At 48.9% G+C, this 25,555-nt stretch carries 18 protein-coding genes, 1 tRNA gene and 2 pseudogenes; 12 read left to right on the top strand and 9 right to left on the bottom strand.

What is annotated here, in order from left to right; all coding sequences use genetic code 11:
* Together B157_RS34075 and B157_RS0100420 are read right to left on the bottom strand one after the other, a co-directional pair.
* A partial coding sequence (locus tag B157_RS34075) for a tetratricopeptide repeat protein (protein ID WP_041951818.1) occupies window positions 1–754 on the bottom strand: 754 nt, incomplete at its 3' end.
* Window positions 754–2,124 carry a hypothetical protein gene (locus B157_RS0100420; protein WP_020601395.1) on the bottom strand — a complete coding sequence of 457 codons (1,371 nt, stop codon included), beginning with the start codon at window positions 2,122–2,124 and terminating at the stop codon, window positions 754–756. The genes B157_RS34075 and B157_RS0100420, both read right to left, overlap by 1 nt.
* 311 nt (window positions 2,125–2,435) lie before the next feature.
* On the opposite strand from B157_RS0100420, the gene B157_RS40210 reads away from it, so the two are divergent.
* From B157_RS40210 to B157_RS40355, 5 genes and pseudogenes are all read left to right on the top strand, one after another.
* The gene (locus B157_RS40210) at window positions 2,436–2,606 is read left to right on the top strand and encodes a DUF72 domain-containing protein (protein ID WP_342664681.1); all 171 of its coding nucleotides are present in this window, start codon (window positions 2,436–2,438) and stop codon (window positions 2,604–2,606) included.
* Window positions 2,578–2,667 carry a hypothetical protein gene (locus B157_RS40215; RefSeq protein ID WP_342664679.1) on the top strand — a complete coding sequence of 30 codons (90 nt, stop codon included), beginning with the start codon at window positions 2,578–2,580 and terminating at the stop codon, window positions 2,665–2,667. Before B157_RS40210 ends, B157_RS40215 begins: the two co-directional genes overlap by 29 nt.
* Window positions 2,668–2,790: 123 nt before the next feature.
* Window positions 2,791–3,732, top strand: coding sequence for a sugar phosphate isomerase/epimerase family protein (locus tag B157_RS0100425; protein WP_020601396.1), 942 nt, complete (start codon window positions 2,791–2,793; stop codon window positions 3,730–3,732).
* A gap of 681 nt (window positions 3,733–4,413) precedes the next feature.
* Window positions 4,414–5,337: pseudogene (locus B157_RS40350) on the top strand (PAS domain-containing protein); the annotation flags it as partial.
* Between the two features lie 141 nt (window positions 5,338–5,478).
* Window positions 5,479–6,098 (top strand): annotated as a pseudogene (locus B157_RS40355) (sensor histidine kinase); the annotation flags it as partial.
* A 106-nt stretch (window positions 6,099–6,204) separates the two neighbouring features.
* On the opposite strand, the gene B157_RS34080 reads toward B157_RS40355, so the two are convergent.
* From B157_RS34080 to B157_RS0100450, 3 genes are all read right to left on the bottom strand, one after another.
* A complete protein-coding gene (locus tag B157_RS34080; RefSeq protein WP_020601399.1) occupies window positions 6,205–6,438 on the bottom strand; it encodes a YgaP family membrane protein in 234 nt (77 codons plus the stop codon).
* A 348-nt stretch (window positions 6,439–6,786) separates the two neighbouring features.
* Window positions 6,787–7,551 carry a cupin domain-containing protein gene (locus tag B157_RS0100445; protein WP_020601400.1) on the bottom strand — a complete coding sequence of 255 codons (765 nt, stop codon included), beginning with the start codon at window positions 7,549–7,551 and terminating at the stop codon, window positions 6,787–6,789.
* Between the two features lie 260 nt (window positions 7,552–7,811).
* The gene (locus B157_RS0100450) at window positions 7,812–8,147 is read right to left on the bottom strand and encodes a hypothetical protein (RefSeq protein WP_020601401.1); all 336 of its coding nucleotides are present in this window, start codon (window positions 8,145–8,147) and stop codon (window positions 7,812–7,814) included.
* Window positions 8,148–8,304: 157 nt separating this feature from the next.
* On the opposite strand from B157_RS0100450, the gene B157_RS0100455 reads away from it, so the two are divergent.
* Window positions 8,305–8,378 (top strand) — tRNA-Arg (locus B157_RS0100455).
* Window positions 8,379–8,559: 181 nt separating this feature from the next.
* Here B157_RS0100455 and B157_RS0100460 read toward each other — a convergent pair.
* Both B157_RS0100460 and B157_RS0100465 read right to left on the bottom strand, forming a co-directional pair.
* A complete protein-coding gene (locus B157_RS0100460; protein WP_020601402.1) occupies window positions 8,560–10,581 on the bottom strand; it encodes an FG-GAP-like repeat-containing protein in 2,022 nt (673 codons plus the stop codon).
* 782 nt (window positions 10,582–11,363) lie between these two features.
* Window positions 11,364–14,903, bottom strand: coding sequence for a class I SAM-dependent DNA methyltransferase (locus B157_RS0100465; RefSeq protein ID WP_041951825.1), 3,540 nt, complete (start codon window positions 14,901–14,903; stop codon window positions 11,364–11,366).
* Window positions 14,904–15,892: 989 nt separating this feature from the next.
* Between B157_RS0100465 and B157_RS0100475 the strand changes: the two genes are divergently transcribed.
* The 3 genes from B157_RS0100475 (at window position 15,893) to B157_RS34085 (ending at window position 19,196) form a co-directional block, all read left to right on the top strand.
* The gene (locus B157_RS0100475) at window positions 15,893–17,440 is read left to right on the top strand and encodes a capsule assembly Wzi family protein (RefSeq protein ID WP_020601405.1); all 1,548 of its coding nucleotides are present in this window, start codon (window positions 15,893–15,895) and stop codon (window positions 17,438–17,440) included.
* 903 nt (window positions 17,441–18,343) lie between these two features.
* On the top strand, window positions 18,344–18,550 hold the full coding sequence (locus B157_RS0100480) for a hypothetical protein (protein WP_026308380.1): 207 nt from the start codon (window positions 18,344–18,346) through the stop codon (window positions 18,548–18,550).
* A 211-nt stretch (window positions 18,551–18,761) separates the two neighbouring features.
* Window positions 18,762–19,196, top strand: coding sequence for a response regulator (locus B157_RS34085; RefSeq protein WP_026308381.1), 435 nt, complete (start codon window positions 18,762–18,764; stop codon window positions 19,194–19,196).
* A 189-nt stretch (window positions 19,197–19,385) separates the two neighbouring features.
* Here B157_RS34085 and B157_RS0100490 read toward each other — a convergent pair whose 3' ends face one another.
* A complete protein-coding gene (locus B157_RS0100490) occupies window positions 19,386–19,910 on the bottom strand; it encodes a DUF7935 family protein (RefSeq protein WP_020601408.1) in 525 nt (174 codons plus the stop codon).
* A gap of 60 nt (window positions 19,911–19,970) precedes the next feature.
* On the opposite strand from B157_RS0100490, the gene B157_RS0100495 reads away from it, so the two are divergent.
* Both B157_RS0100495 and B157_RS0100500 read left to right on the top strand, forming a co-directional pair.
* Window positions 19,971–20,267 carry an iron-sulfur cluster assembly accessory protein gene (locus B157_RS0100495; RefSeq protein WP_020601409.1) on the top strand — a complete coding sequence of 99 codons (297 nt, stop codon included), beginning with the start codon at window positions 19,971–19,973 and terminating at the stop codon, window positions 20,265–20,267.
* A 94-nt stretch (window positions 20,268–20,361) separates the two neighbouring features.
* A complete protein-coding gene (locus B157_RS0100500) occupies window positions 20,362–24,219 on the top strand; it encodes a sensor histidine kinase (protein WP_020601410.1) in 3,858 nt (1,285 codons plus the stop codon).
* 58 nt (window positions 24,220–24,277) lie between these two features.
* On the opposite strand, the gene B157_RS0100505 is transcribed toward B157_RS0100500, so the two are convergent.
* The gene (locus B157_RS0100505) at window positions 24,278–24,871 is read right to left on the bottom strand and encodes an HNH endonuclease (RefSeq protein ID WP_020601411.1); all 594 of its coding nucleotides are present in this window, start codon (window positions 24,869–24,871) and stop codon (window positions 24,278–24,280) included.
* 309 nt (window positions 24,872–25,180) lie between these two features.
* On the opposite strand from B157_RS0100505, the gene B157_RS0100510 reads away from it, so the two are divergent.
* Complete coding sequence (locus B157_RS0100510) at window positions 25,181–25,552, top strand: CoA-binding protein (protein ID WP_020601412.1); 372 nt, start codon at window positions 25,181–25,183, stop codon at window positions 25,550–25,552.
* The last annotated feature ends 3 nt before the right edge of the window (window positions 25,553–25,555 follow it).

Genomic DNA, 25,555 nt, shown 5'->3' on the forward strand with positions numbered 1-25,555 from the left:
TTAGGGCCGTCTCATAGTCGCCCCGGGCCTGGTAAATTTGGGAGATGTTATTGAGGGTGGCACCTTCGCCAGATTTGTCGCCGATTTGCTGTGCAATGCCCAGGCTCTTCTCAAAATAGCTTTGTGCTTTTTCGTATTCTGAAAGATCGAACGACAACGAGCCAAGCTGGGAATACAGTGATTGACGTAAAGGCTTGTTCGATGGATCAAAAGCTTCGAGTTGCTGCGTCAATCGATCAATTTCTGCTTCTTTTTCACGCTTCGAATCTCCTCCCAACGACGATCCTTCAAGGCTAAGTTTACTGAACTCATTGGCGGTTTCAACGGTGACCCGATGAAAATCTAGTTCCAGAGACCGTAACGACCACCAATCGGGTACTTTTTCGGGGAGTTTTCGGTAGCTGGCGGGTTCGATGAAACAGACGAACGCGATGTCGAGTTGGGCAAAGGCATCCCGGCGCTGGTTAAAGGCAACACTCACCGTTTCGTTTCCCCCCTGGAGCAGCCAGTCGAAATCGGGAATGAGCAGAATACCTTTTCGAAAGCTGATAATTTCGTCAGCAATTTGGCGATAGTCTTTTCCCCGAAGGCGTAGTTCCAGCAAAGGACGCTCTTTGGCAAAGGTATCCGAAAGCCAGTCGGCGATATCCTTGTACAGGCTGTATCGATTGTGCCCGATCAGAATAAACCGGAAGGCTTCCTGTTTTAATGCATTAGCCAGCAACCGTAGCTCATCCTCAAACTGGGCTTCCATCAGGCTTCATTAACCACGCGATATTGATACAACTTTGAGGCTTCTACCAGCGGATTTACGCGCTTATACGTGCCATCATTGTATTCAAAAATTATTTCTTTTTCAAGCAGACTCTGAATGGAACTGTCGAAGCCGATGGGTTTGCCCGTATCCAGGTCCGTTTTGATGCTTTTCAGTTTCTCGAAATCTTCCGGTTCCAGGTAGCGGGCACTCATGTTGCTGAGTCTGTCAATCGCTTTTTCCATATTCTCACGCGTAATCTGCCCCAACTGACTATCCGATTGCCAGGCCGCCTGCTCGATAATGCGTAGTAACTGACGGGGAGAACCTCCGCTGTATTGGATAGCGAGGTGAACCGTATCCATTGAATCGAATAGAGAAACATCAACCCGTTTGCAAACAAATTCCTCGAACCGCTCAATTGCCTGGTGCACCAAACCACCGTCCCGCTCCCTGATTTTTATAAACGGAAACGTGACAATCTCGCTGAACTGCCGAATACGCTGTTCTTCTTTCATCAACTCGATGGGCAGCGTAAAAATCGTATTGGCGTTGATTTGCCGGATACGATTCGACTCTTCCATAATGATAGCCCGGCGGGTTTCGGCGCTCATAGTCTTTTCCAGCCCATCCACAATAAACAGCACTTCCTGCCCTTTGCCCTCGTTTCGTAATTGCTCATTAATCTGCTCGATAAACGTGTTGAACTTAATCGAGAAGTCGGGGAAGCGGTTCTTGATGGTTGTCCGAATCGCTAAAGCCCGTTCATGACTACCGGAGAGGCCTAACTTCAGTTTAGTCGTAATGCCCAGAAGTTTGCCAAGCAATCCGGGTACAGACAATGGATTACCATCACTGCCCCCCACTTCCAGTTCGGCGTTTGCTTCTGCTTTCAGGCTGTTGTTAATCTCTTTTACCCGCTCCTGAAACCACTGGTTCATACTTTCCAGAATGGAATCATCGACGGATAGATCCACTTCCTCTGCCTGTTTCAGTAGTTTCTCCAACTGAAAAACCAGAATATCCATGTATTCGACATTGTCCATGTCTAATTCTTTGTCCACATTGCAGGTGACCACAAAGAAGCAGTTTGGCGAGTGAAGTTTTTGTGCATACTTCGCCAGTTCGGACGTTTTGCCGGAGCCGCGCATGCCGGCCAGAAATAACAGCGTTTTGTTAAACCGGTTTGGCTGGTAATTGAAACGATATTGCCCATTTGCAATCGACACATTCAGCATTCGCACGACATCCTTTTCCTGAAAATCTCCTCTCAGGTTGGCAAAGTTTACGTAGAACGGATGGTCTGGTGTTACCGGCTCAAATTTGTTTACAGCCGCGTCGATACCATCTAACTGAGTTGCTTTTTCCATACTAACTCAACACGAAAATTCGAACGAAGGTACCACTAATTGTTATCGTGGTTGGTAAAAAAAATGGGGCTATCAGCTCGTCAAAGTATATCGTAAGGCGTGTGATGGTAGAATACCATTTGAACTGGTCACTAACATTTACGTAGTTTTCCGTCATTGATTCCACCCGATGTGAACGTTACCACCGGCTGTAATGGTACCGTAAACGATGTTTTTCTGGGAGGCTGGGTGGGTAGGCATAAGGACAGTTGACTAGTACCTGCAATAAATGAAAAATTAGTGTACATACCTATCAAAAATCAGTTCGACGACTGAGTACCAGCCTTCGATGCCCCGGCGATTACGACCTACTGGCTTATTTGCTGAATCAGGTTCCCGACTGGATGCACGTTGCGGTTGAGTTTCGGCAACCCAGCTGGCACACTGAGACTATAGTTAACCTACTGGAAGCGGATGGGGAAAGAGGTATTTGTGTATTTTAATAATGACGGCGGAGGCAATGCCATACGTAATGCCGAAACGCTCCGGTGGATGCTCGGGTAGCGCTCTTCCCCCCGACAACATCAGTTCTGCCCCTCCCTGAACAGTAAACGAAACGGGGCCTTATCTTTAACCCCCTACAGAGCACGGGGTTTTCCCGCTGCCGATAACCTGCACGTAGCATTTATGAATCAATCTCCAGACACTACCCGTCGGGCTTTTATCAAACTTGGTGCCCTGGCTGCATCAGCCACTTTTCTGCCTCAGTTGATGGCCTGTTCAAACAGTTCCTCCTCATCCTCTACGGAATCAACCACAGCCACGGCAGTGGAGACGACCAAAAAAGTGGGGCTGCAATTGTACACTCTGCGCGATTTGATGGGAAAAGACCCCGTAGGAACGCTCAAAAACGTGGCCGATATTGGCTACAAGGAAGTAGAAGCCTTTGGGTATGGTGATGGCAAGTTTTTTGGCAAAACCCCCAAAGAATACGCGGCTCTGCTGAACGATTTGGGTCTTTCTGGCCCCAGCGGGCACTACAACAGCGGCCTCTTTAAGGGAGCCAAAGACAAACAGGCTCAGGCTGACGTGTGGAAACGGGCCGTGGACGATGCCGCCGAAATTGGTCAGAAATACATGGTCTGGGCGTATCTGTTTCCGCAGGAGCGAACCAAACTGGACGACTACAAGCAGTTTGTCGACCTGTTCAACAAATCGGCGGAGGTTTGTAAGGCTGCCGGGATTCAATTCTGCTACCATAACCACGATTTTGAGTTTCAGGCGATAGATGGGCAGATGCCCTATGATATACTACTGAGTGGCACGGACAAGGATATGGTGCAACTGGAACTGGATTTGTACTGGGCTACCTTCGCGGGTCAGGACCCGGTGGAGTTATTCAAAAAGCACCCCGGCCGGTTCCCGCTCTGGCACGTGAAAGACATGGAAAAAACACCCGAACGGGCCTTTGCGCCGGTAGGTACGGGGTCCATCGATTTCCAGCGCATTTTTGACGCCAAGGAAACGTCGGGAATGACCCACTACTTTGTGGAGCAGGACGTATGCAAACTGCCCCCGCTGGAGTCCATTGCCATTAGCTACAAAAACGTGGAGAAACTGAAGGTGTAAATCCCACTTCACTGCCAACAGGAAACGTATCTGCCACAGAGCCATACCGCTCTGTGGCAGAAGACGGGTATATTTTCCAGTGTGTTGTCGATGGGCCGCTGAAAAAACGGGTTGATACCGTAAAATTTCAAGGCTACATGGCCAACAGATTAGTTATGAATTTAGTTAGTAAGCCGACGCCCTAAGGGCACAGAAGACATTGCCTTTTGACGGACTGATTGGTTTTTTTATCACGCAGGACTCCAGGATTGCACTGATTGAATGGCTGAAAATATTACCTCCTCTACTCAGGAGCCAACTAAAGAACCTTTTTCTGAATACGCCTTCCTGGCCGGGGGCGGAGAAATGGGTGAACGTACCCGCACCTATGACTGGCTGAACTCCCCCATGGGTGAGCCTGGAACGTGGCCAACCAGCCTGCGTACCCTACTGCATATGATGCTGACATCCCGTTTCCCGATGCTTATCTTTTGGGGAGCGGAACTAACCACGTTTTATAACGATGCTTTTCGGCCTAGTTTAGGCAACGATGGGAAGCACCCTTCTTCCTTAGGTCAGCCCGGTGAGCAAAGCTGGGCCGAATCCTGGCCAACTATCGGTCCCATGATCGACAGTATCATGAAAGGAGGGGAGGCCGTTTGGTTTGAAGACCAGAAGCTGCCTCTCTTTCGGGATGGGCAGATGGGATACGCCTACTGGACTTACAGTTTCAGCCCTGTCATCAACGATACCGGCGCGGTAAACGGTATATTAGTCACCTGCTCGGAGACTACCAGAGCGGTGGAGAGTGTTGAGCAACTCAAGGCAACAAATCAGGGATTACAGGAACTGCTGGAACAAAACAGCGTCCTTCGGCAGGAAGAACAGGCCGTTCAGGAACAACTCGAAGATAGCCAGCGCCAGCTTCTTCGTTCCTTTGAGCAGGCCCCCGTTGGTATTGCCATTTTAAGTGCCGACCAATTGATATTCCGTAATGCCAACCCATATTATGGTCAGCTGATGGGGCGGTCGCCCGGGCAACTCGTGGGTAAACCCTTCCTGGAGGCACTGCCTGAACTGGCGGGGCAGGGCTTTGATGGGCTGCTACAGGAAGTAATTGCAACGGGTAAGCCTTTCATAGCCAAGGAGGTAGTCGTTACCATTGCCCGAGAGAATAGCCTGGAAACTATCTACGTGGACCTGACTTATCAACCCCAGTGGGAAACCAACGAGAAGGTGAGCAGCCTATTGGTCGTGGCAACCAATGTTACCCAACAGGTGCAATCGCGCCGGGCCGTGGAGGAGAGTGAAGCCCAGCTGCGTAGTGTGGTGGAGGGTGCCCCCTTCCCGATCGGGGTTTACATTGGACCGCAGATGCGCATTCAACTGGCAAATCAGTCGATCATAGACGTTTTTGGCAAGGGTAATGATGTCATCGGTAAAAGCTGCAAAGAGATCCTGCCGGAACTGAACAATCAGCAAATCTTCGAGCAGATAACGGGCGTTCTTACAACGGGTATTCCCTACCATGCCCGTTATCAGCGGGTTGATATCGTTTTCGATGGACGATTGCAGCCTTACTATTTCAATTATAGTTTTACCCCCCTCTTCAATGCCGGGGGGCAGGTTTATGGCGTAATGAATACGGCCGCAGAAGTGACCGACCTGGTGGTAGCCCGCCAGAAAGTAGAGGAAAGCGAAGTACGTTACCGGCATTTATCCCGGGATCTGGATCTACAGGTGCAGCAGCGAACGGAAGAACTGGCGGCCACCAATGAAGAACTAATGGCCACGAATGAAGAACTAGCCAGTGTTAACGAAGAACTGGCGGTCTCCAACGAAGAACTTATTGAGTCAAATGACTTACTGATACAGTCGAATGACAATCTGGAAAAATTTGCCTACATCGCCAGCCATGATTTACAGGAACCGCTGCGTAAAATTCAGCAGTTTGGCGATCTGTTAAAGTCCCGGTATACTGATTTGGCCGGTGATTGTTTATTCCGGCTAATGAGAGCCAGTTAGATCAGTTGTTTCAAAACCTGTTGAGCAACGCGTTGAAGTTTCGTCGGGCGGAGGTGGTTCCCCGGATTGTTATCCGTTCCAGTCAGGTGCCAGCCTCTGATTTGCCTGTTGACGTAAAGCCTATGCTATCATCTACCCAATACTATCGGATTGATGTGGTGGATAATGGCATAGGCTTTGATGAAAAATACCTGAATCGCATCTTCCAGATTTTCCAGCGCCTGCACACAAAAGATCACTACGCTGGCACGGGTATCGGTCTGGCTATTTGTGAGAAAGTAGCGGTCAATCACGGAGGGGCCCTTACGGCCAGTAGCCAGCCGGGCCAGGGGGCCACTTTTAGTGTGTACCTTCCTCTATAATGGAACTCGTTGGTGAATAGCTGATTTGTGAGTAGGGACTGCTCTACATCACGAAGTAAATTCAGAAAAAAGTTCTGTCAATCGCAACGATGAGCGTTGTGGAGACTCAGCTATTCGGGCGGTCTAATGTCCGGCGTAATTCTTCACCCTCAAAGGGTTTACCCGTGAAGGGCCCCAATACACACCAGTCAAATAAACCAGCCGCCAAAGGCACCATGCCCAATGTCCCCCAGTTTAATTTATCAGACTTGGCTAAACCCGTAGCTACCAGCGTGAAGCCGACAGCAATCCGAACACCCCGCCCGGCCGGGCTAGCGATAAAGCGAAAAAAATCATCCATGACGTTGTTCCTATAAGTTGGTAAAGCTATTAGTAAAGACAAACCAGGGTTCGGTAATGTTTGGTATTACGCGAAATCAATTTAATCACTTATACACCTGGATTGTTCTGCTGCCTCGTACATAAACCCTTAACGTATACCCTCGTACCCATTGGTTACGACTTGTGTAGCTTCTTTTAGCAAATAGAAGGAGAATACGCCAAAGGCGTTCGACAGCCACTTTTTTGACTTTCAGGTGTGTACAAAAACGAGGATTTTTCGACCCTCGTTTTTGGTTGCTCAGTCTTCATGTAGCGTAGATACGTTAAGAGTTACCGTTTTTCAATACAATAGCCCGTGGTGCTTCGCTTACTCGAACTGAAAGGCAAAGTAGGTGCAACTACGCTGACCAACGTTTTGAATGTTATGCGGTACATTGGATTCCAGAAAAATAACATCGCCCGTTGTTGCCGTCTGCAACGCTCCATTGATGCTTTCCTGGGCGCTGTTGTCAACCATAAGCAGAATTTCGGCGGCCCGGTGTGTGTGGGGCGGATGACTCTGCATACCGGGATTGAGGGTTGTGACGTGCATCTCAAACCGTTTTGTCATCACGGTTCCGTAGTCAAACATCCGGCGGATACCTCCTTTGTCGTGCGGGGTGAACGGTACTTCTTCCCAGTCAACCCAGAATGAACCACCCGCCAGCCGGTACAGGTCTAAATCGGGCACTTCATTCGAGGTGTACCGCATAATGTAGTAGGTAAGCGGTTCGGTTGTTTTATTATCCAGGCGGTATGAATCGCCCGGCATAATGACCACGATACTGCCGGGGCCCAGTGTTTTATTCCGGTTACCCAGCTGTAGGGTCAATGCGCCTGCTTTAACGATAATCAGGGCTTCTTCGTCTAACTGCTGCTCAGGCTGCGAAGGCTGATGAGCAAACAGGGTAATGGCGTGAACGGATAAATTGGCAAAATCACGGGTAGTGCCTTCCAGTATAGTTTTATCCTCAAAGCCAGCCTGTTTCACAACGGATGATTGATTCCAGTTGTAAACTTTAGAGGGTATGGACTGAGACAATGCTGGCAGCGTGGCCAAACTGATCAGCCAGGAAAGAAAGACAACTTTCATAGAAAGGGATTAGCGCTGCGTATAGTAAAAGTCTGTTGCCTAACTCAAAGTTAATCAAAAAGCAGGACCGGGTAATCATAGATTACACGCGACCGACCGAACAGAGTTGAGTTTTACCCAAAACAATAGAAGCTCCTCAATATGGGGAGCTTCTATTGCTTAATTTATGGGTTAGCTTTACTGGATAAAGTACTATTAGGACCCATATTTTTCGGTGCGTCACAGATGAATTTAAAAAAATTATCTGGTTATTATAATGACTAAGAAGGCGTGGTAACGGCGGCCGACACGTCATCAACTTTGTTGATCATATCGATCTTCTCAACCGATACAACCAGCGTTGCCAGGGCTTCTTTTGTGCGGGGATCAATCATCAGAACCCAGTCTGTTTTTATGATACGGTGGGTTTTATGCCCGATAGGATCATGTATCGGCGTCGTTGCCGCTTCTTTTCGGGTCAGTGTCATATTGATGCTCTCCCCCTCCTTAAAGGTGGGTACAAAGCTAAAATAGCCATCAGCCACTACCCGGCCAGGCTTATTATCAGATGCCGGCTCAAAAAAAATAACTTTCAGTTTCTCGGATTGACTACTCATTGTTTGCTATTGGGTTAATGGATTTACACCTGGTTAACTGCCGGAGAGCCGTTAAGGTTATGGGTGGTTTAGGTCGTCCGGCAGTTTAAAAGAACGAAATTGACCCGTCAGGTTTTGCATAACGGTACGAATCCGCGTACTTTTGCGACATTGAACGGGTCCCGTAGCTCAGCTGGATAGAGCATCTTCCTTCTAAGAAGGCGGTCATTGGTTCGAATCCAATCGGGATCACTTTTTATAAATAAAGGCTAATCAGGATTTGCGTTAAATACGCTCAAAATCAACTGGTTAGCCTTTTTTTGTTGATTGTATTTTGTTGAAAATAAGGTGGTAAACCAACGTAAATCCGTCAACCAGTCAACAGGCCCCGACTGGTAGCCAGGGCCTGTTGACTGGTTGAGTAATAGGGGTATTAATTCACTTTCAGCACCCTGACGGTTTGTGATTGGCCCTGGCTACTGGCTCGCAGCAATAGGATGCCTGGGGCCAGGTTCGATACATCGAACCGATAATGCTCACTCGCACCCGCCCGCTCCGTGCGTCTTAGATCAACAAGGTGCCCCTTCACGTCAGTCAGCGACAGGTACAGGGGTGTGTTTTCACTACCGGTTACCTCCACCTCGACAACCTGATGTGCCGGGTTACCCAGTAGCTTCACCTGTAGTCCGGCTGTCGGTTCCTGGCTCGCACCCAGCCGGGCAACACCAATGCCCATGCAGTTGGCTAGCCAGTTGTAGTTGAAACTGGCCTCACCCGATGTGCCACTCTGCGTGGCCCTGAGCCTGATGATGGGATTGTCGGTGTACAAATGCAGGGTGTAGGGGCCGGGGTTGGTGGTGGGCAGCATCTCATTGATCACCGAGAAGCTGATGGGCTGGCCGCTTACACCGGCGTACTGAGGGGCAAAGGTCAACCGGCGCTCGGTGGCCGTTACCGCAGTACAGTTCACTGATGTTACGCCCGTGATAGCGAAGGGCGCTGGTGGGGTGAAACCGGCCTGGCAAACGGCCAGCCAGTTGTAGTCGACACTGGCCCCATCCGGTGTGCCGCCCTGCGTAGCCCTGAGCCTGATAATGGGGTTGTCGGTGTACAGACGCAGGGTGTAGGGGCCGGGGTTGGTGGTGGGCAGCATCTCGTTGATTACCGAGAAACTGACGGGCTGGCCGTTCAGGCCGGCGTACTCGGGGGTGAAGGTAAACTGCCGCTCCGTGGTCGTTACCGTCGCACAGCGTACCGGGGTCACGCTCGCAATGGCAAAGGCAGCAGGCGGGGCGCAGTTGATCAGTATCGAGAGGTTGTTAGAATTAAGGTTCGCAGTCGCCAGGTCGGGTCGGCCATCGCCGTTGAAGTTGCCCACCATTACCTGAAAAGGATCAGTACCGACCGCAAAGTTAGTGGGTGCCCCAAAGCCTCCACTGCCAGTACCCAACAGTACCGAAACGTTGCCAGACCCCGTTTTGGCGACAGCCAGGTCAGTCCGGCCATCGCCGTTGAAGTCACCCACCGCCACCGAATAGGAAAAACTACCGATGGGGAATTTAGTGGGTGCCCCAAAGCCTCCACTACCCGTACCCAGCAGTACCGAAACATCGTTACCATTAAAGTTCGCGGTCGCCAGGTCAGCCCGACCATCGCCGTTGAAATCACCCACCGCGACAGAAGTGGGATCACTACCGACGGGAAAGTTAGTGGGTGCTCCAAAGCTCCCACTACCCGTACCCAGCAGTACCGAGACGTTATTAGAACCCGAATTTGGCGTGACCAGGTCAGCCCGGCCATCGCCGTTGAAGTCGCCTACCACGACCGAATAGGGTTTCGTGCCGACGGGAAAGTTAGTCGGTGCGCCAAAGCTTCCACTACCCGTACCCAGCAGCACCGAAACGTAGTCAGAATTAAGGATGGCGACAGCCAGGTCAGCCCGGCCATCGCCGTTGAAGTCGCCCACTGCCACCGATTGGGGACCGGTACCGACCGCAAAATTAGCCGCGGCTCCAAATCCGCCACTGCCATTACCCAGCAATACCGAAACGTTGTTAGAACGCACGTTTGCCACAGCCAGGTCAACCCGGCCATCGCCGTTAAAGTCACCCGTGGCTATGGATTCAGGGTCATCGCCGACCGCAAAGCTAGTGGGTACGCCAAATCCGCCACTGCCATTACCCAGCAGTACCGAGACGTTGTTAGAACCCGCGTTCGGCGTGGCCAGGTCAGCCCGGCCATCGCCATTAAAGTCACCCACCGCCACCGAATGGGGGAAACTACCGCCCGAGGGTACGGCTGTAGCATTGAAACACTGCCCCCGGCCCACTGTGCTGAGGCCGGTTAGGAGCAAACAAACCAGCCACCAGCCGGGAGATACACCCACGCTGACCAGCTTACCGGATAAATAGGAATTTCGACCGCCAAGGGGACGGATTGATAGAAAAGTTTTCATAAAAGGGATGGATTTTTAGGGTAACTACACCTGACTTACACACGCAGTAAACACCGAAAAGTAATCTAGTCTGACGTGTTATCAGGTCAGCATGTGGATAACTGATCAGTGCCTGGCTAAATTGACCTAACGGAGAATAAGGTCAAAACAACGTACTGTACTGGCCGACAATGCTGAGACACGACTACGCCGGGAGGCTACAGTCGCGTGCGCTAAAAAAGACTATCTCTATAACAATAATGCCATAAAATAGGGCAATAGTTATTCGTTTATTTTATTAAACGGTAGTTGGCTCGAATCCCGTTGTGCTGAAAGGCAGTCTATCTACGTAGCTGTTTCAGCTGTGAGCGATAGCAGATGACATATCCCCAACGTCGGGAAAGGCATCCGGTTTGAGTTGATACTATACTGTGAGTACGGGGCAAAAACTAACCCCGTATTCACAGTGTAGGCAGGGCTTTCTTATAAAATCCCGTAGGAATGTAATCCTTGTAGAATTGGGCATATACGGTCCCGGAGAACTCCGTAGGAGTGACATCTCTACGTTAAGATACCACTCCTACGGAGTTCTTGGAGGGAGATGCGGGGTTATTACCTACACAGATGTCACCTCTACGAGGTTCTAACGTTTTATGAGAAAACCCTGACAGTGTAGGTAATCGAGCAAAATTAATTTGCTGTCTTTTTTGTCATTCTGAGGAACGAAGAATCTTCGCCAAGAGCAAAAAAAACGGACTTACCCGAAGATTCTTCGTTCCTCAGAATGACAAAAAACCAGTGAACTACACCGCGTAGGTTCCGTCGGCGGTTTGGCGCAGGAGGGCGAGGGCGGCTAAGGTATCCAGTAGGGGCTGTACTTTGCCGGGGGGTGTTTTCGCAAAAAAGGCGGCAACCTGTTTGGTACTGAGCGGAACACCCGACTGCTGCACCGTATCCCGAACGGCCTGCATCTGTTGGGCTAACTCTTTTGGCCATTCCTGTTTGAACGCCAGACCGTTTACCGCATCGGGGGCACTGGTTTTGGTTGCTGTGGTTGTCAGACCAAGATCCAACTGCTGTTGCGGTCCGGCGTTCCGGCCGGGTGCCGGAACGCCGGACCGCTGATATTCGGGGCGCAAATACCGGATTTGTCCGGCGGCTTCCTCCGCGGCTCGTTTGTGGTTTAGCTGAACAAGGCGGGTTAGTATTTCGCTCGGTCCGTCGCTACGGTCGGGCAGGCCATCCGGCCATCCGTAGGCATCGGCAACGGCCGCGTCTATCTGTTGGTGCAGACTGAGCACCACCGACGCCAACCCCTGTTGGTTGATTGTTTGGTCTTTGGCGTTCAACGGTTCGCTCCCGCGCAACTTTTCAACGACGTTGTAGAGGTCCGTAAGGGTCAGGGTAGAGTGTGCGGCCTGTTGGCGTTTACGGTGTGCGTCTAATTGTTCTGCCAGTTCACGAATGCGTTCCTGCTGTTGCGGTGTGGCATCGGGGAAAGGAAACGGGTCGAAACATCGGGTTTTGTTATATCGAGGTGTATTGCCGCCCAAATCACCACCAGCCGCTAATGCCCAAACTACATGAATATTGCTCGATAAGACGCCAAGATGATAAGAGTCATCCAAGGCGATTGCCACTAACATGTTGTCAGGAATAATATTTGAATCTAGGAATTGAAATACCCGGTGTTTAGCCGTTTCAACTGTGGCTATATAGCGTTTAGTCGGTTTGATAGCTGCTCTTAAATCGTCTCTCGTGCGACCGTGTAGCCACCACTTCTTTTTGACGTTAGGCTCTTTACTTGTGTCCCGTTCTGGCTTTACTCGTTCAAGAACGTGCTGGTAAACAATTGGATATCGTTGTAGGGCTTCGGCATCAGACAAACCAAAAAGGTCAATAATTTTTGCACCTCGACTATTTCCGGTAAAGTCCTTACCGTTTAGATAATCCTTAATTACCGCTACGCTTGCAGGGTCTTTTTGCAAGATGTCATCTGATTCTACTTCGTTTAAAATAAACCCTGATCCGTACAGTTGCATCCCCCTGTTAGATAAACCCTCATTAGCTTTTAGCGACCTAGTAGAGTCAAGTTCAGCACCGATTGTCAAATCAGATAAGATTGTGCCTTGTTGCGTGACAAATGATACTTCGGCGGCATCCTCTCCAATTGGTACACTTTCAGATTTTACCGTTAGTAGACTACCGTTGACCACTCCGTTACTCCGTCGTTCCCCTACTGTCATAGCAACTCTTACAGCAGCTCCATCTAAATTATCTACCCAAGGATGATCTGGAATTGCGAATACTAGAGACGCTTTATTTCTGTTACCCTCAATGTATTCTTGAACAATACGTCGATTGTACGTCTGAGTGATAGAGTTGGTTGTTATGAATCCAAAACGCTCTGATTCGCCTTGTACTAACGTCTTTGCAGCCTTGTACCACCAATACATAACTAAATCAACAGAGTCTGGGATATGACCAAAGTATGCTACACGTAATGCTTCTACGTACCCATCTCCCAATGATTCCTTCATTCGTTTACTTCCAACAAACGGCGGGTTGCCAACAATAAAATCAGCTTGCGGCCATTCGGCGGGTTGCGGGTTTGGGTAGTCGTAAACGGTCGTTTGGGCGGTTTCGTCAGGTACGGGTTGGCCGGTTGCCGAGTGTAATTTGGTCGTTACCCCATCCCACCGTGTAACGGGTTGCCCGCTGGTGTCCAAACGCGGAACAGGCGGGCCGTGTTGCAATACGGCATCCTGTTGGCGTATGTTCTCGTATTCGTCTAACAGCGGTTCGGGTAATTCACTTTCGCCGTGGGTGCGCAGGTGCCATTGCAGATAACCAATTTTCAGCACCACATCGGCAATAGCAGCCGCCCGGGGGTTCAGTTCCAGCCCCAACAGTTGCCGGGGTGAAATGGTCGTACCTCCGCTGAGGTTGAGCAAACCCGTTCCGCCGTAGGAGTTGATAGCCGCCAATACTTCACCCTCCAGGCGTTTGAGGTGTTCCAGCGTTACATACAGGAAATTGCCCGAACCACAGGCCGGGTCCAGAATTTTGATGGTCGTCAGCCGACGTAAGAACCGTTCCAGTTCGGCACGGGCCGCGTTCGGTCGGGCTGGTTTCTCTTTTCCTTCCTCCAACAGTTGTGCGGCCGCAGCCTGCGCAGCCGCCCATTCCCGGCGCAGGGGTTCCAGCACCGTAGGCAGTACCAACCGCTCCACATACCGGCGCGGGGTGTAGTGGGCACCCAGGCTATGCCGTTCGCGGGGGGCCAGCGCCCGTTCCAGCAAGGTGCCAAAAATGGCCGGTTCTACGGCGGTCCAGTCCGATTCTGCCGATTTGAGCAACAAGGCTATCTGATCAGCGGTCAACGGCAACGCCCGGGCATCGTGAAACAGTTTGCCGTTAAACTTTCGTAGCCGGGCCTTCAGTTCGGAAGAAAACCCGCCCGTATCCATCGTATGCCAGAGATTTTCTAAGGCATCGGGCAAAAATTCGCGTAGTTCCGGTTTTGAGTATTCGCGTAACAGACCCGTAAAGGAGGTTTTGGGTATCAGGCCCACATCTTCCGAAAACATGGTAAACAGGCACCGCATCAGGAACTGGGCCACCAGATCGGGCGTATGTCCTGCCCTTTCTAATTGCGCGGATAGGTTCGCTAAATAGCCCGCCAGTTCACGCGTTACGCGGGCGGCTCGTCGGCTGGAGTCCAGTTCGCGGGGGTCGGTAAAAATGAGCCGCAGCATGGCCCGCGTTTCTTCCTCCGCCAGTTTCGATAGGGGGAGCCGGTAACGGGTTTGATCCGGAAATGGTACAAACTGATCACCCACCCCCGAAAAGTTGCTGTACACGTCAATGCAGTAGCCAACGTCAGCCACCAGCACAAACAGGGGCCGGGGTTCGTCGTGGTCCGGCGTTCCGGCTGGCAATGCCCGCACGTAGCTTAATGCCTGTTGGCGGGCGGTCTGCATCATCTGTTGCCATTTGGTTGTGCCGCGTACGGCGTGCCTTTTCCGGCGTTTTTCGGGCGGCAATCCAAGTTCAGCCCGTTCCAGTGCCTTTTGTTGGTCGGGGGTTTCAGTCCCCTGTTTGGTTTCCAGCACAAAACAGCCGCGTTTGTAGAGGTCAATACGCCCGGTACTACGTTTGCCGTTGTCGTTAAATTCAACCGCCCGTTCCAGCACGTAGGCATCCTGAGCGGGGTTGTCGGTAGTGGGGTCAGGACTGGGTGCGCCAATGAGGGTGCAAAGGTCTTGCAGGAACAGACCATAGTTGGCGCGTTCGGCACCACCCGCCGGTTTCCAGCGGGCTTCAAATTCGGAATAGGTCACAAAAAGAAGAAAGTAAGAACAGGTGTGATCAAAAAAGACAAAGGTAAATACGCCCAAAAGCAAATACGCCCAAAAGATAATGATTGCGGGCAAATCTCTGGCTGATTTATTCAGGTATAGTTTGGAGAGAGGGGGAGGGGGGGATTAATTCTCTACCATTGGTTCACTGATTAACCGTCAGCCTGGCCAAAAAAACGGTGCCAAAATTCAGGGGGGATATTTTGATCTTACATGTTTTGACAGGCAATGCAAATGGGTTTCACGGACTAATTAACGGAGTGTAGAACGGCGATATCGGAAGGGCAATTACCTGACAATATTCTACCAAATCTGAAGATTAAGTATATTTCAGTCCGTAGAATTAACTAAACCTTTTTGACAGTAGCCGGTTGAGCTATATACTTAAAAATCAGTTTGACGATTGATTTCCTATTCATTGTCCACTTAATAAAATTCATTCACTACCTGATAAATAAAACGAGTCCCTTTCACTGAGAGGGACTCGTTTTAATAACCATTGAAAATGAGAAAGTTGAAACTAGTAGAATACGTTTAGCCGTTTGACCTGCCATGAAAAAACAACGTCATAGTTCATGTATTTACCAATACTCATCTAAACCGTTTGGCAGGATTTTTGTCAAAACCTAGTTTGTCTGTCTACTTACAGGTATGATCTATCCTTCTCAACAATTTCAATAATAATCACTCAGCGATGCGTCAGGCGTTAATCATTATTATGTTAATATTTGGTAGTCTACTCTCTATTGTTGGCTACTATATGATCTTGATGGATTGGATACAGGATATCGGTGAGGGTGTCTACAAGGAAAACTATTCGGAGCTTGTTTTTGAAACTTTAACCTTAGTATTGTATACTTATTTAGCCGTACGTTTCACAAGAAATAACGTGCATCTGTAGGCTGGACTGATTTTCTGACCGCCAGTAAAAGCTCTGATAACCAACGGAAAAACCTAATAAATTGACCTCTATGACAATAATTTACCCGATCAGCAGAAACAAAATAACCAAATTGATAAATCCTTATGTATCGTTTCTGGTGCTGGGGTTAGTGCTGTTTTTTTCGGAACTCGTACAGGCTCAGTCTACCAGTCGGTCCGGTAAATTCAAACAGGTTTATGTAGAAGCCGGAGGTTTCGTTGTGAGCGGAACAATGCCCTTTTGGTTGCGGGCCAATCAGTCGGGAATTGTCCCATTAGCGGGGTCAACGGGGTCAGTACGGGTAGGTTTTTTCAGGGGATACCGACAGGTAAATTCAGCCGATAGTTTAACTAAACCCAAAAAAGTAGACTGGGGGTATGGGCTGGAGATGGTTGGAAATGCAGGGCAGCAGAGTCAGTTCTTACTACCCCAAGCCTATCTAAAAGCCAGGTTGGGGCGATTCGAACTTTATGCCGGTCGTCGGCGTGATCGAATCGGTCTGGTCGATACGGCCCTTACATCGGGTTCCTACGCCTGGTCAGGGAATGCACTGCCTATCCCCAAAGTGCAACTTGGCACGCTCGGCTATGTCCCGATACCCTTTACAAAGGGACTTATTTCGTTCAATGCCCTGTACAACCATGGCTGGTTCGAAAATGCCAACAAGCAAGTTATAGACACCCGTTTACACCAGGCAGCTCTGTATGTACAGCTTGGTAAGCCCAAATGGGCCGTAAAACTCTACGGCGGAATCAACCATCAGGTCGTATGGGGAGGCTATTCGTCGGTATTAGACAATGGGGTGTCAAATAACGGGGCCTTACCTTCCTCATTAAAGGCCTATTTTTATGCGGTTACGGCACAAACCGCTTCTTCGCTGGAAACGGATCCAAATGTTTCTTTCTTTGACGGGACGAACCGCATTGGCAATCACCTGGGCTCGGTAGACATTGGCACTTCGATTACGTTGCCACTGGGTAGGTTCATGTTATATCGTCAGAACCCTTACGAAACGGGTGCATTGTTTCATATGACAACCCTGGCTGATGGACTCAGCGGGCTTAGTTTCCGGCGGCATCGACCTGGCAAGGGGTGGCTCACGCTGGATGGAGCCGTTCTGGAATGGCTCTACACAAAAAATCAGGGCGGGCCGGGGTTCATTGAAAATGATCCTTATGGCCGTGGTAAAGTCAATTATTTTAATAATGAGCAGTACATTGATGGATGGCAATATAACAGCCGGGTAATTGGCACACCCTTTCTGACTCCCCAGACAGAGGTGAATACGACCTTACCCCGTGGCTATCCTATTGCCAACAATAGGGTGTCCTTGTGGCATGTTGGCGTATCGGGTCGGGTTGTCAGGCAGGTACAGTGGCTAACCAAATTATCTTATAGCCAGAATTTTGGTACCTATGAAATTCCTTATCCCGCTGGGATCAACCAGTTTTCAGGCTTACTTCAACTGACGGCTCCCGTACAGATGCCCGCCCTGGGACAGGTTCATCTCCAGACGGCTCTGGCGCTGGATACGGGTCAATTATTGAACAATTCATCGGGTGGCTATTTCAGTATCCGCAAAACCCTGTCTTACTGACACAGTTTGAATAGCGTTGATGTAAGTTGATAGGCAGCTATTCACAGGGATTTACTGTATAGCCTGCATCAGGTGAGCCCTATTTTTTCCATTAGTCTCTCGAGTTCACCTCCGAGAATCAACCAGCAAACCGGGGGCGTACAAAAAACATACCTAACCAGGCAACCCGTTTGCGGGTAATGATGGAGATTGCACGGGATGCAATGCGGAAGATGGAGCAGGAAAGGCAATAATCGCCCGGAACAATTTGGGAATAAGTGCACACTAAACTTGCAAATTCGGTGTGCCGATAAACCGAATCATCCCAGCAGGCTCCTAACAGAATTTATCAGGGCCAGTATAAGTCTACTGCCGCGCCCAATCCGCAACCGGTAGTCCGGCCGAAAAAAATCGGTGTCAGCATTCGGGGAAAGGGGTATGGATTTGCCTTTAGTGAAAAATCAGAAAAGACGGCTATCTGAACAATGAAGGACGAACGAATCTGAACGTTTGGAGGGGCATTATCCGGCTTTTTACCACGGTGTTTAAGTAATTTTCAGTAGGTATAATTAGTCAAACCTTTTTGAATGTAATGAGTTATTACCGTTGATCGATTCTACAATCAACAGTAAATTTGACGTTTAAAACCACATTCACTACCTAATTAACAAAACCAATTTAACACCTATTAATTGATAAGGTTTCTTTCTCTGAAAGGGGCCTTATTTTTATTCTGCTGACTGAGAAAAACAGACTGTTTTCTCCTGGGAAATTTTAACTGATGGGGGATAGTATAAAAAATAGTTGCTTGATTTAGAAAAACACGACTACCCTGTTAAACTATCCGGCAGGGTTGCTGTCCAAAACTTAATTTGTTTGTTCTGCAAACCTACTCTATTCTTTCTCATCCGTAATTATTTAGCGATGCGTCAATTACTGTTCGTCGTCATTTCAATTATTGGTGGTCTGGCTTCTTTCACAGGATTCTGTCTGGCCCTGATTGACTGGGTGCAGGATATGGAGGAGGGAATCTATCAGGAGAGTCATTTGGAGGCTTTCCTGGAAACGGGTGCTTTAGTTCTTTATACTTCTCTGGCCATACGTTTTATGCGGAATAAATTGAATTTATAAGCTGGGTTAGTTTTCAGGTAGTCAATATAGTTCATTGGCTGAGGACTAATCTCTTTAACTTTATTACAGAATCATTAACGATTTTTGCTATTTTTGTTTAACCGTTAATTGCCTTTTATTCTTACCTTTTGGTAAGTTTTGGGCCGATGCTCATTGAGGAATTAACTCTTTCAGGCTATGGTATACCTGGCCATAGTTTCAGCTTGATTTTATGCCTAACTATCAACCACTTTCAATCTTAGTTGTAGAACCAAATCCTGATCATCATTTACTGGTTGGGTACAGTTGTAAAGTAAATAAATTTCAGGTGAATCCTGTTTTTGCTACGGATTCTTTGTCGGCATTAAGTCATCTGGAAAAAGATACAACCAGTAAAAATCCATTTCCGAAATTGGTTTTGCTGGATCTCTTTTTGCCTGATCCAGAGAGAGGTCTGGCGTTTCTCAAACAGGTCAAAAAAATGTACCCCCGACTACCAGTCATTATTCTGAGTAATCAACAGACTGAACATTATATTCAGCAGGTTTATGATTTAGGGGCTAACTCGTTTATTTCTAAACCATCTACCCTGGAAGGTTGGGAAAGGCAATTTCAGGTATTACTGGCTTATTGGTTCGATGTTGTCACGTTAGCACCTGTCTGCTAAAATAAAAACGTAGCAGGCAGATAGAACCTGAAAAAACGGCCGGGGAATCGCACGGGCCACCCAGCACCCTATCGACTCTGACCAAACCAGGCAGCCATTCCTGGCCACTCGTATCAACTGTGCTATCAACCCGGCCCATCAGTCACTGACCTACTCACCAAATCAGGCGTAGCTGTTCATTGGCTGATTTCACATAAACATCGCCTGAATCTCTTCCTTGAGTGTTTTAAGCGCCATAGAGGTGGGTTGTTTATCCAGCTGAATAATCCGTTCGAAGATTCGCTTCGAGAGGTCGAGGGCGGGGGCATCAGGACGGGTATCGCCCGATGCCTGATTGATGAGCATCATGACATCGTTCATGGCGGCCTGAATCTGATCCCAAACGGCCTGACTCATGTATACCTGCTGCGATAGGTTATGGTTATATTCATCCCGGATTTCCTGCAATAACCGTTGTTGAAACTCCAGCACTGTAGTGGAACTGCCCCCGAGCCGCAGTAATAAATTGTTGGGGCTAATGCGCTCCAGAAACAGAACCATTCGTTCGTATGCCTGTAGCCGGATGGGTACAACCGTTTCAGTATAGCGAGCCTGCACATCGAAGCGATGGCGGCCGGCTTCCCGTTCCAGTAGTAACTTAACGGTCAGGTACATGCCGTACAGGACTAATCCGGCGGGCACAATCAGTTTCAGAAAATCACTCAGTAAGTCCATAGAAAGAAGGAACGTTATCCGTAAAATGGGTAATTTTGAAAAAAGGGTTACTACTGCTTTATGTTGACAATTGATAATCCGGTTTACGTTCGGCCCGAAGCACGTCAGCAAATTCTGGACACGTTACTGGCTAATAAAATTCCGGCAGCCTATGGCTTACGGGTGGGAGTGCGGGGGGGCGGCTGTGGAGCCTCCTGGTTACTGGGACTTGATCTAGCCGGCCCCTCCGACGAAGTGTATAACGTAGAAGGAGTGCAGGTCATTATTGACCGTAAGCATTTACTGTATGTATTGGGTGCCGAAATTGGGTACGAATCGGGTGGCTATACCGTTGATAAACCGCCGTCTGTTAGGTAAATTAAAGTCGGATAGCCGGCCAGAATGAAGAAGTGCCAAAAACTTGGCATGATTTTAGGACGATATCCGATAATAAGACACTACTGCCCGTTAAGTGAAACGTATCGAGAACCATATTTTCCTGTTGTTGGCAGCACTGGCCGTCGGTTTATCGGTCCTGTATTTCCTGCTGCTGGAGCAGAATGCGCCGGGTGCTACGGATGAGCAGTACGTGAGTGCCGTTCAGCAACGGGTGAAGGCCGAGATGCGGATCAGTACGGCCGAACTGGATACGCTGTCGGGTTTATTGATGCAGAAGCCGAATCCAACGTTTACCGATTTAGTCAAAATTCCCTCGAAGTACCCTTACTTCATATTCCACAATAAAGAGTTAGTATACTGGTCCGATTACCGCTTTGTTCCCGACATAGCCCAGCTTTCTACGGTTGCCAGCGTACCAAAGCTTATCAATTTCGACCAGGGACGCTACATCGTCAGCCACCGGCGGGTGGCAGCCGATAAAAAAATACTGGATGTTTTCTCACTGGTCAATATTTATCGCTTATACCACAGTAACAACTCCTATCTGCAGTCGGGCTATAATCCTGAACTGTTTGCTGTTGATCCGCAGGCTGTTACCGACAAGAGACAAAACACTTACCAGGCTATTTACGACAATGCATCGGCCTTTCTGTTTTCTGTTGTACCGCCCAAGGTAGATGCTTACCGAAATCATTCCACGCCGGTCAATACCGTTATTCTGGCCACATTGGGGGTTATTTTCCTGGGTCTCTACGTGTTTCAACTGATGATTCGTCTGAGAGACAGGCGTCAATACGAGAAGGGGCTGGTGGCGCTGGCTGTCTATTTAGTGTTGTTGCGGGTCGTGATGCTCTATTTTGGGGTGCCGTTTTTATTCATAGAGTCCGATCTGTTCAATGCCAAATATTATGCGGCTTCGGTTCTGAATCCCTCCCTGGGCGATCTGCTGCTCAACGCTCTGGTGGTGGCTGTATTGGTATTTTACTGGGTGAAGTACTACTATTGTTCGCAGACGTACCTGTTTCTGGTAAATCTACCCTACTGGCTGAAATTGCTCCTGTCAGTAGGGTGTGTTGTACTCAGTTACGTTGCTTTCATGCTTTACTACAGGGAGCTTAACAACATCTACGATAAGTCGCAGTTTACGCTCGACATCACGCTTAACATTCATTTCTCTTTTCTGAAAGTAGTTTGCCTGGGGATATTCATCGTTATTTCCTGCATCTACTTTCTGGTCATTCATTTGCTGACCAGTCTTTTTATTCGGTACAACCGGTTTCATCACGTTGGTATCGGTTTTCTGCTTATTCTGACCGGTACGTTCCTGAGTGGCGGAATTTGGTTGCTCAGGGGCGAATCGCTGAATAGTATTTTCCTGTTGAACAGTTTCTATTTTCTGATCGTATACGCCAGTAAACTCCCCAGAACACTGTACGCGTTTCGCTATACGACCTCGATATACCTGTTTTTGGCGGCTTTTATCTGTGCCTTCATTACGGCTTACGTAGTGTATAACCAGGAAATTCGGAAGCAACTGAGCCGCGAGCAGGCATTTGCCGTGCAACTGCTGGCCGAGAATGATGACCTCGGTGAGTTTTTGATGAGCAAAGCACTGGAATCGATTAAATCGGATGCCGAAATAGGCCATGCGCTGCAAACGGATACCCTGCTGGTACGTGAACGCATTCAGCAACGGGTAAAAAGTATACACCTCGATAAGTATTTTGACAAATACGATATTGAGGTGTTCTCGTTCCGGGCCAATGGCCGTCCGCTCGATATCAGCCCAAGACCGATATCGCTGGCTGCGTTTAAAGCCCGCTATAACCAGCCTGGTTATAAAACAGATTACACGAATGTGTTCTTTGTCAATGAGGTAAGAAATCAGTTTGTCAAGCAGTACGTATGCTTTGTCCCGATTCAAAAGCAACCTGCATCGCCCGCAGCGACGCGCAGAAAAAATAGTCCTGCCCTGTCGGATACGCTGGGCTATGTGGTACTGGATTTGAGATTGCGTAATGAACGCATGAAAAGTGTATATCCCGAATTGCTGGTCGACACGAAGTTTACCCAGGATCCCGATACGCCTGAATACAGTCACGCTTTTTTCTCCGGTCCGCGACAGGGTAGTACATCACTGGGGCCAGCGCAACACCAGCTTTTATACAGTGGGGCCGGCACGTATAATTACGACCGGAAACTTGATGTCTCCTTACTGAACAACCCTGCCTTGTTCACCACGGGTATATCGAACAATAACTACCAGCACGTGGCCCAGAAGGGGAAAGATGGGCGTATTGTCGTGGTGTCCTCGCCGGAATATCCATTGAGGAATATATTCTCCAACTTCTCCTTCCTGTACCTACTACTGGTTTTTACGGTTATTCTGGTTATTCTGGGGTATGCAATCAATTACCGCTTCTCCAGACTGAATATCAACTATTCGACCCGGATTCAGATTCTGCTGAACCTGGCTTTTTTCATGCCGCTGATCTTCGTGATTCTCATCATTCTGGGCGTTATCAGTTCTACCTACATTGACGATCAGCGGGATACATACATCAGCAATACCCGTAACATCGCGTCTAACTTCCTGCCCTATCTGGAGGAGTTCTATACCCAGAAGCGCAGTAAAGGGTCGATGGAAGAGGAGCTAAGTAAGATTGCCCGCGATGCCAGTATCGACGTTAATTTATTCGATACACAGGGGCAGCTATATACCTCAACGCAACCGCTTATCTATGAAAGCGGATACCTCTCCAAACGCATCAACCCGGACGCCTATATTCATATCATTGAGGATAAAGAAAATCAGGTACTGCTGGATGAATCGCTGGGAAACAAAAAATACCGGACGGCTTATGCCGCAATCAAAGCCTACGATGGTCGGCTGTTAGGCGTATTGAGTATCCCTTATTTTTATGCTCAACCCGAACTCGACCGGAAAATCATTGAAGTGATTGCTACGTCGCTCAGTATCTTCACGGCCCTGTTCATCTTCTTTCTCGTGCTGTCTTATTTCGCATCGCACATGCTGACCAGACCGCTCCGGATGCTGACGCAGAAGGTCAAAAAAACAAATCTTGAATTACCCAATGATCCGCTGCTCTGGCAATCGGATGACGAGATTGGTTTGCTCATTCGCGAATATAACCGGATGCTGCTCAAACTGGAAGAAAGCAAACAGGCACTGGCCCAGACGGAAAAACAATCGGCCTGGCGTGAAATGGCCAAGCAGGTTGCCCACGAAATCAAGAATCCACTGACACCCATGAAACTGACGCTACAGCATTTGCAGCGAACGTTTCCCAGCGCCAGAAATAGTACGGCAGGCGCCAGTGACCCGGCCCGTGGGGTTATTCTGCGAACGTTTGATTCCCTGCTAGATCAGATTGATAACCTAAGCGATATAGCCACCTCGTTTTCGGAATTCGCGAAAATGCCATTGCCTAAAAGAGAGGAATTTGAAGTGACGGGCGTGTTTAACAAAACCATCGACCTGTACGCCGACGATGTGCGGATTTCGCTGCAGCGTGAAGTAGAAACCGGCCCCGTTATAGCCGTTGGTGACCGTCAGCTCATTGGGCGTATTCTGACCAACCTGCTCATCAACGCCATCCAGTCGGTGCCTTCTGATCGTAAACCGGTTATCAAGGTTAAGCTCTATACGAACAGCGATGCGGTACAGATCGAAATTCACGATAATGGCGCGGGTATTCCAGAGGCCATTCGCAGTAAAGTATTCCTGGCTAACTTCAGTACAAAGCGGGGCGGGTCGGGACTAGGCCTGGCTATTGCCAAACGGGGAGTTGAACACGCAGGGGGCACAATCTGGTTCGAAACCACCGAGAATGTCGGTACCTCCTTCTTTGTGTCATTACCCTTAGCGGGTGTCACCGGCCCCCTGGTGGGCGAATCCGTCAATTACTGACCGGGATAGAACAGGCATTTAAGAAGCGCCTGTGATGCCAGGGGCGTTTCTGGACGAATCATTCCAGGGTAACGTGCTTCCAGTTTTCGCCCGACCGAATCCGGTTGAGTTGGGTATGCGTAATGCCAAATTGCTTGGCAATCATTTTCAGGCGATTCTTATCATTCAGCAGTAACTTCTTGATAATCCTGACCTTACTTTCTGTCAGTTTATAATTACGGGTCTGGCGGGGTAGTTGACGGTTTTTGAGACTGGGATTGTTTCTATTGTGTTCAATCATCTCCGCTTTCGTTACCCAGCGCAGGTTTAAATGGTAGTTGTTCTGCTTATCGTGATCGAGGTGGATAACAAAAATCTGGTCGGGGTCAGAGTGGCTGACAAAGTGCTCGGCTACCAGTTTATGAATGTATCGATTCAGGGTTTTTCCTTCCGAACGGATATTGAGTGACCGATACCCCTGAATGACTGATCCTTTAATTAAGCGGCTGGTTTTACCCGCATCGTTCGCATCGGATTGGGCGGACGATGATAGTTGAAAACTGCGTAATCGCCCATAGTTGGATACTTCATAGTGGGGAGGATTCTCAATACCGTCAAACACAATCGGTGTCCATTTTTCATTCCAGAAACTTTGGCTCCCTCTGTTATCCATGACCGACGCTGGTTGTTTTAGGTTGGACTTATGTGGCAACACACGAGCTGTTTGTCAGGTATGCGTACACAATTAATGTTTAACAACTACCGGATGAAATAGTTGTCAGTTTAGTAATATATTGATCGTACTCCATGCACGATAGCATTATACAGTCAGCTATCTGGACAAGCGGTTGATCATGGGCATATTAGTAAAAAAGTAGATAAGATTAATGATTTTGTCTGGTATATCAGGTACGTGACAGATGAAACTACCCGGTTCCGGGATGAGTTTAAATCAGGAGTAAACCTATCTTTTGCTGGAACGATGAATATGGATGAAAGGAAGACGGTGGTTATGGGCGCAACGGAAAAGCCGGGCCGCTATGCCAACTTAGCGGCTCATAGCCTGCTGAGGCATGGTCATGCTATCGAGCTGGTAGGCTTGAAAGCAGGACAGATTGAGGGGAACCCGATCCGGACAGGGCAACCGGCTATCAGCAACGTTGATACGGTAACGATGTACGTCGGGCCACAAAACCAGCCCCCCCTATACGAGTACATTAAAAGCCTGAAACCCCGCCGGGTAATATTCAATCCCGGTGCCGAAAATCCGGCGTTCCAGGAGCAATTACAGGCCGAAGGCATCGAGCCAATTGAAGCCTGTACCCTGGTTATGCTATCAGTAGGGACGTATTGATTG

The organism is Spirosoma spitsbergense DSM 19989 (genome assembly GCF_000374085.1).
Classification (GTDB): Bacteria; Bacteroidota; Bacteroidia; order Cytophagales; family Spirosomataceae; genus Spirosoma; species Spirosoma spitsbergense.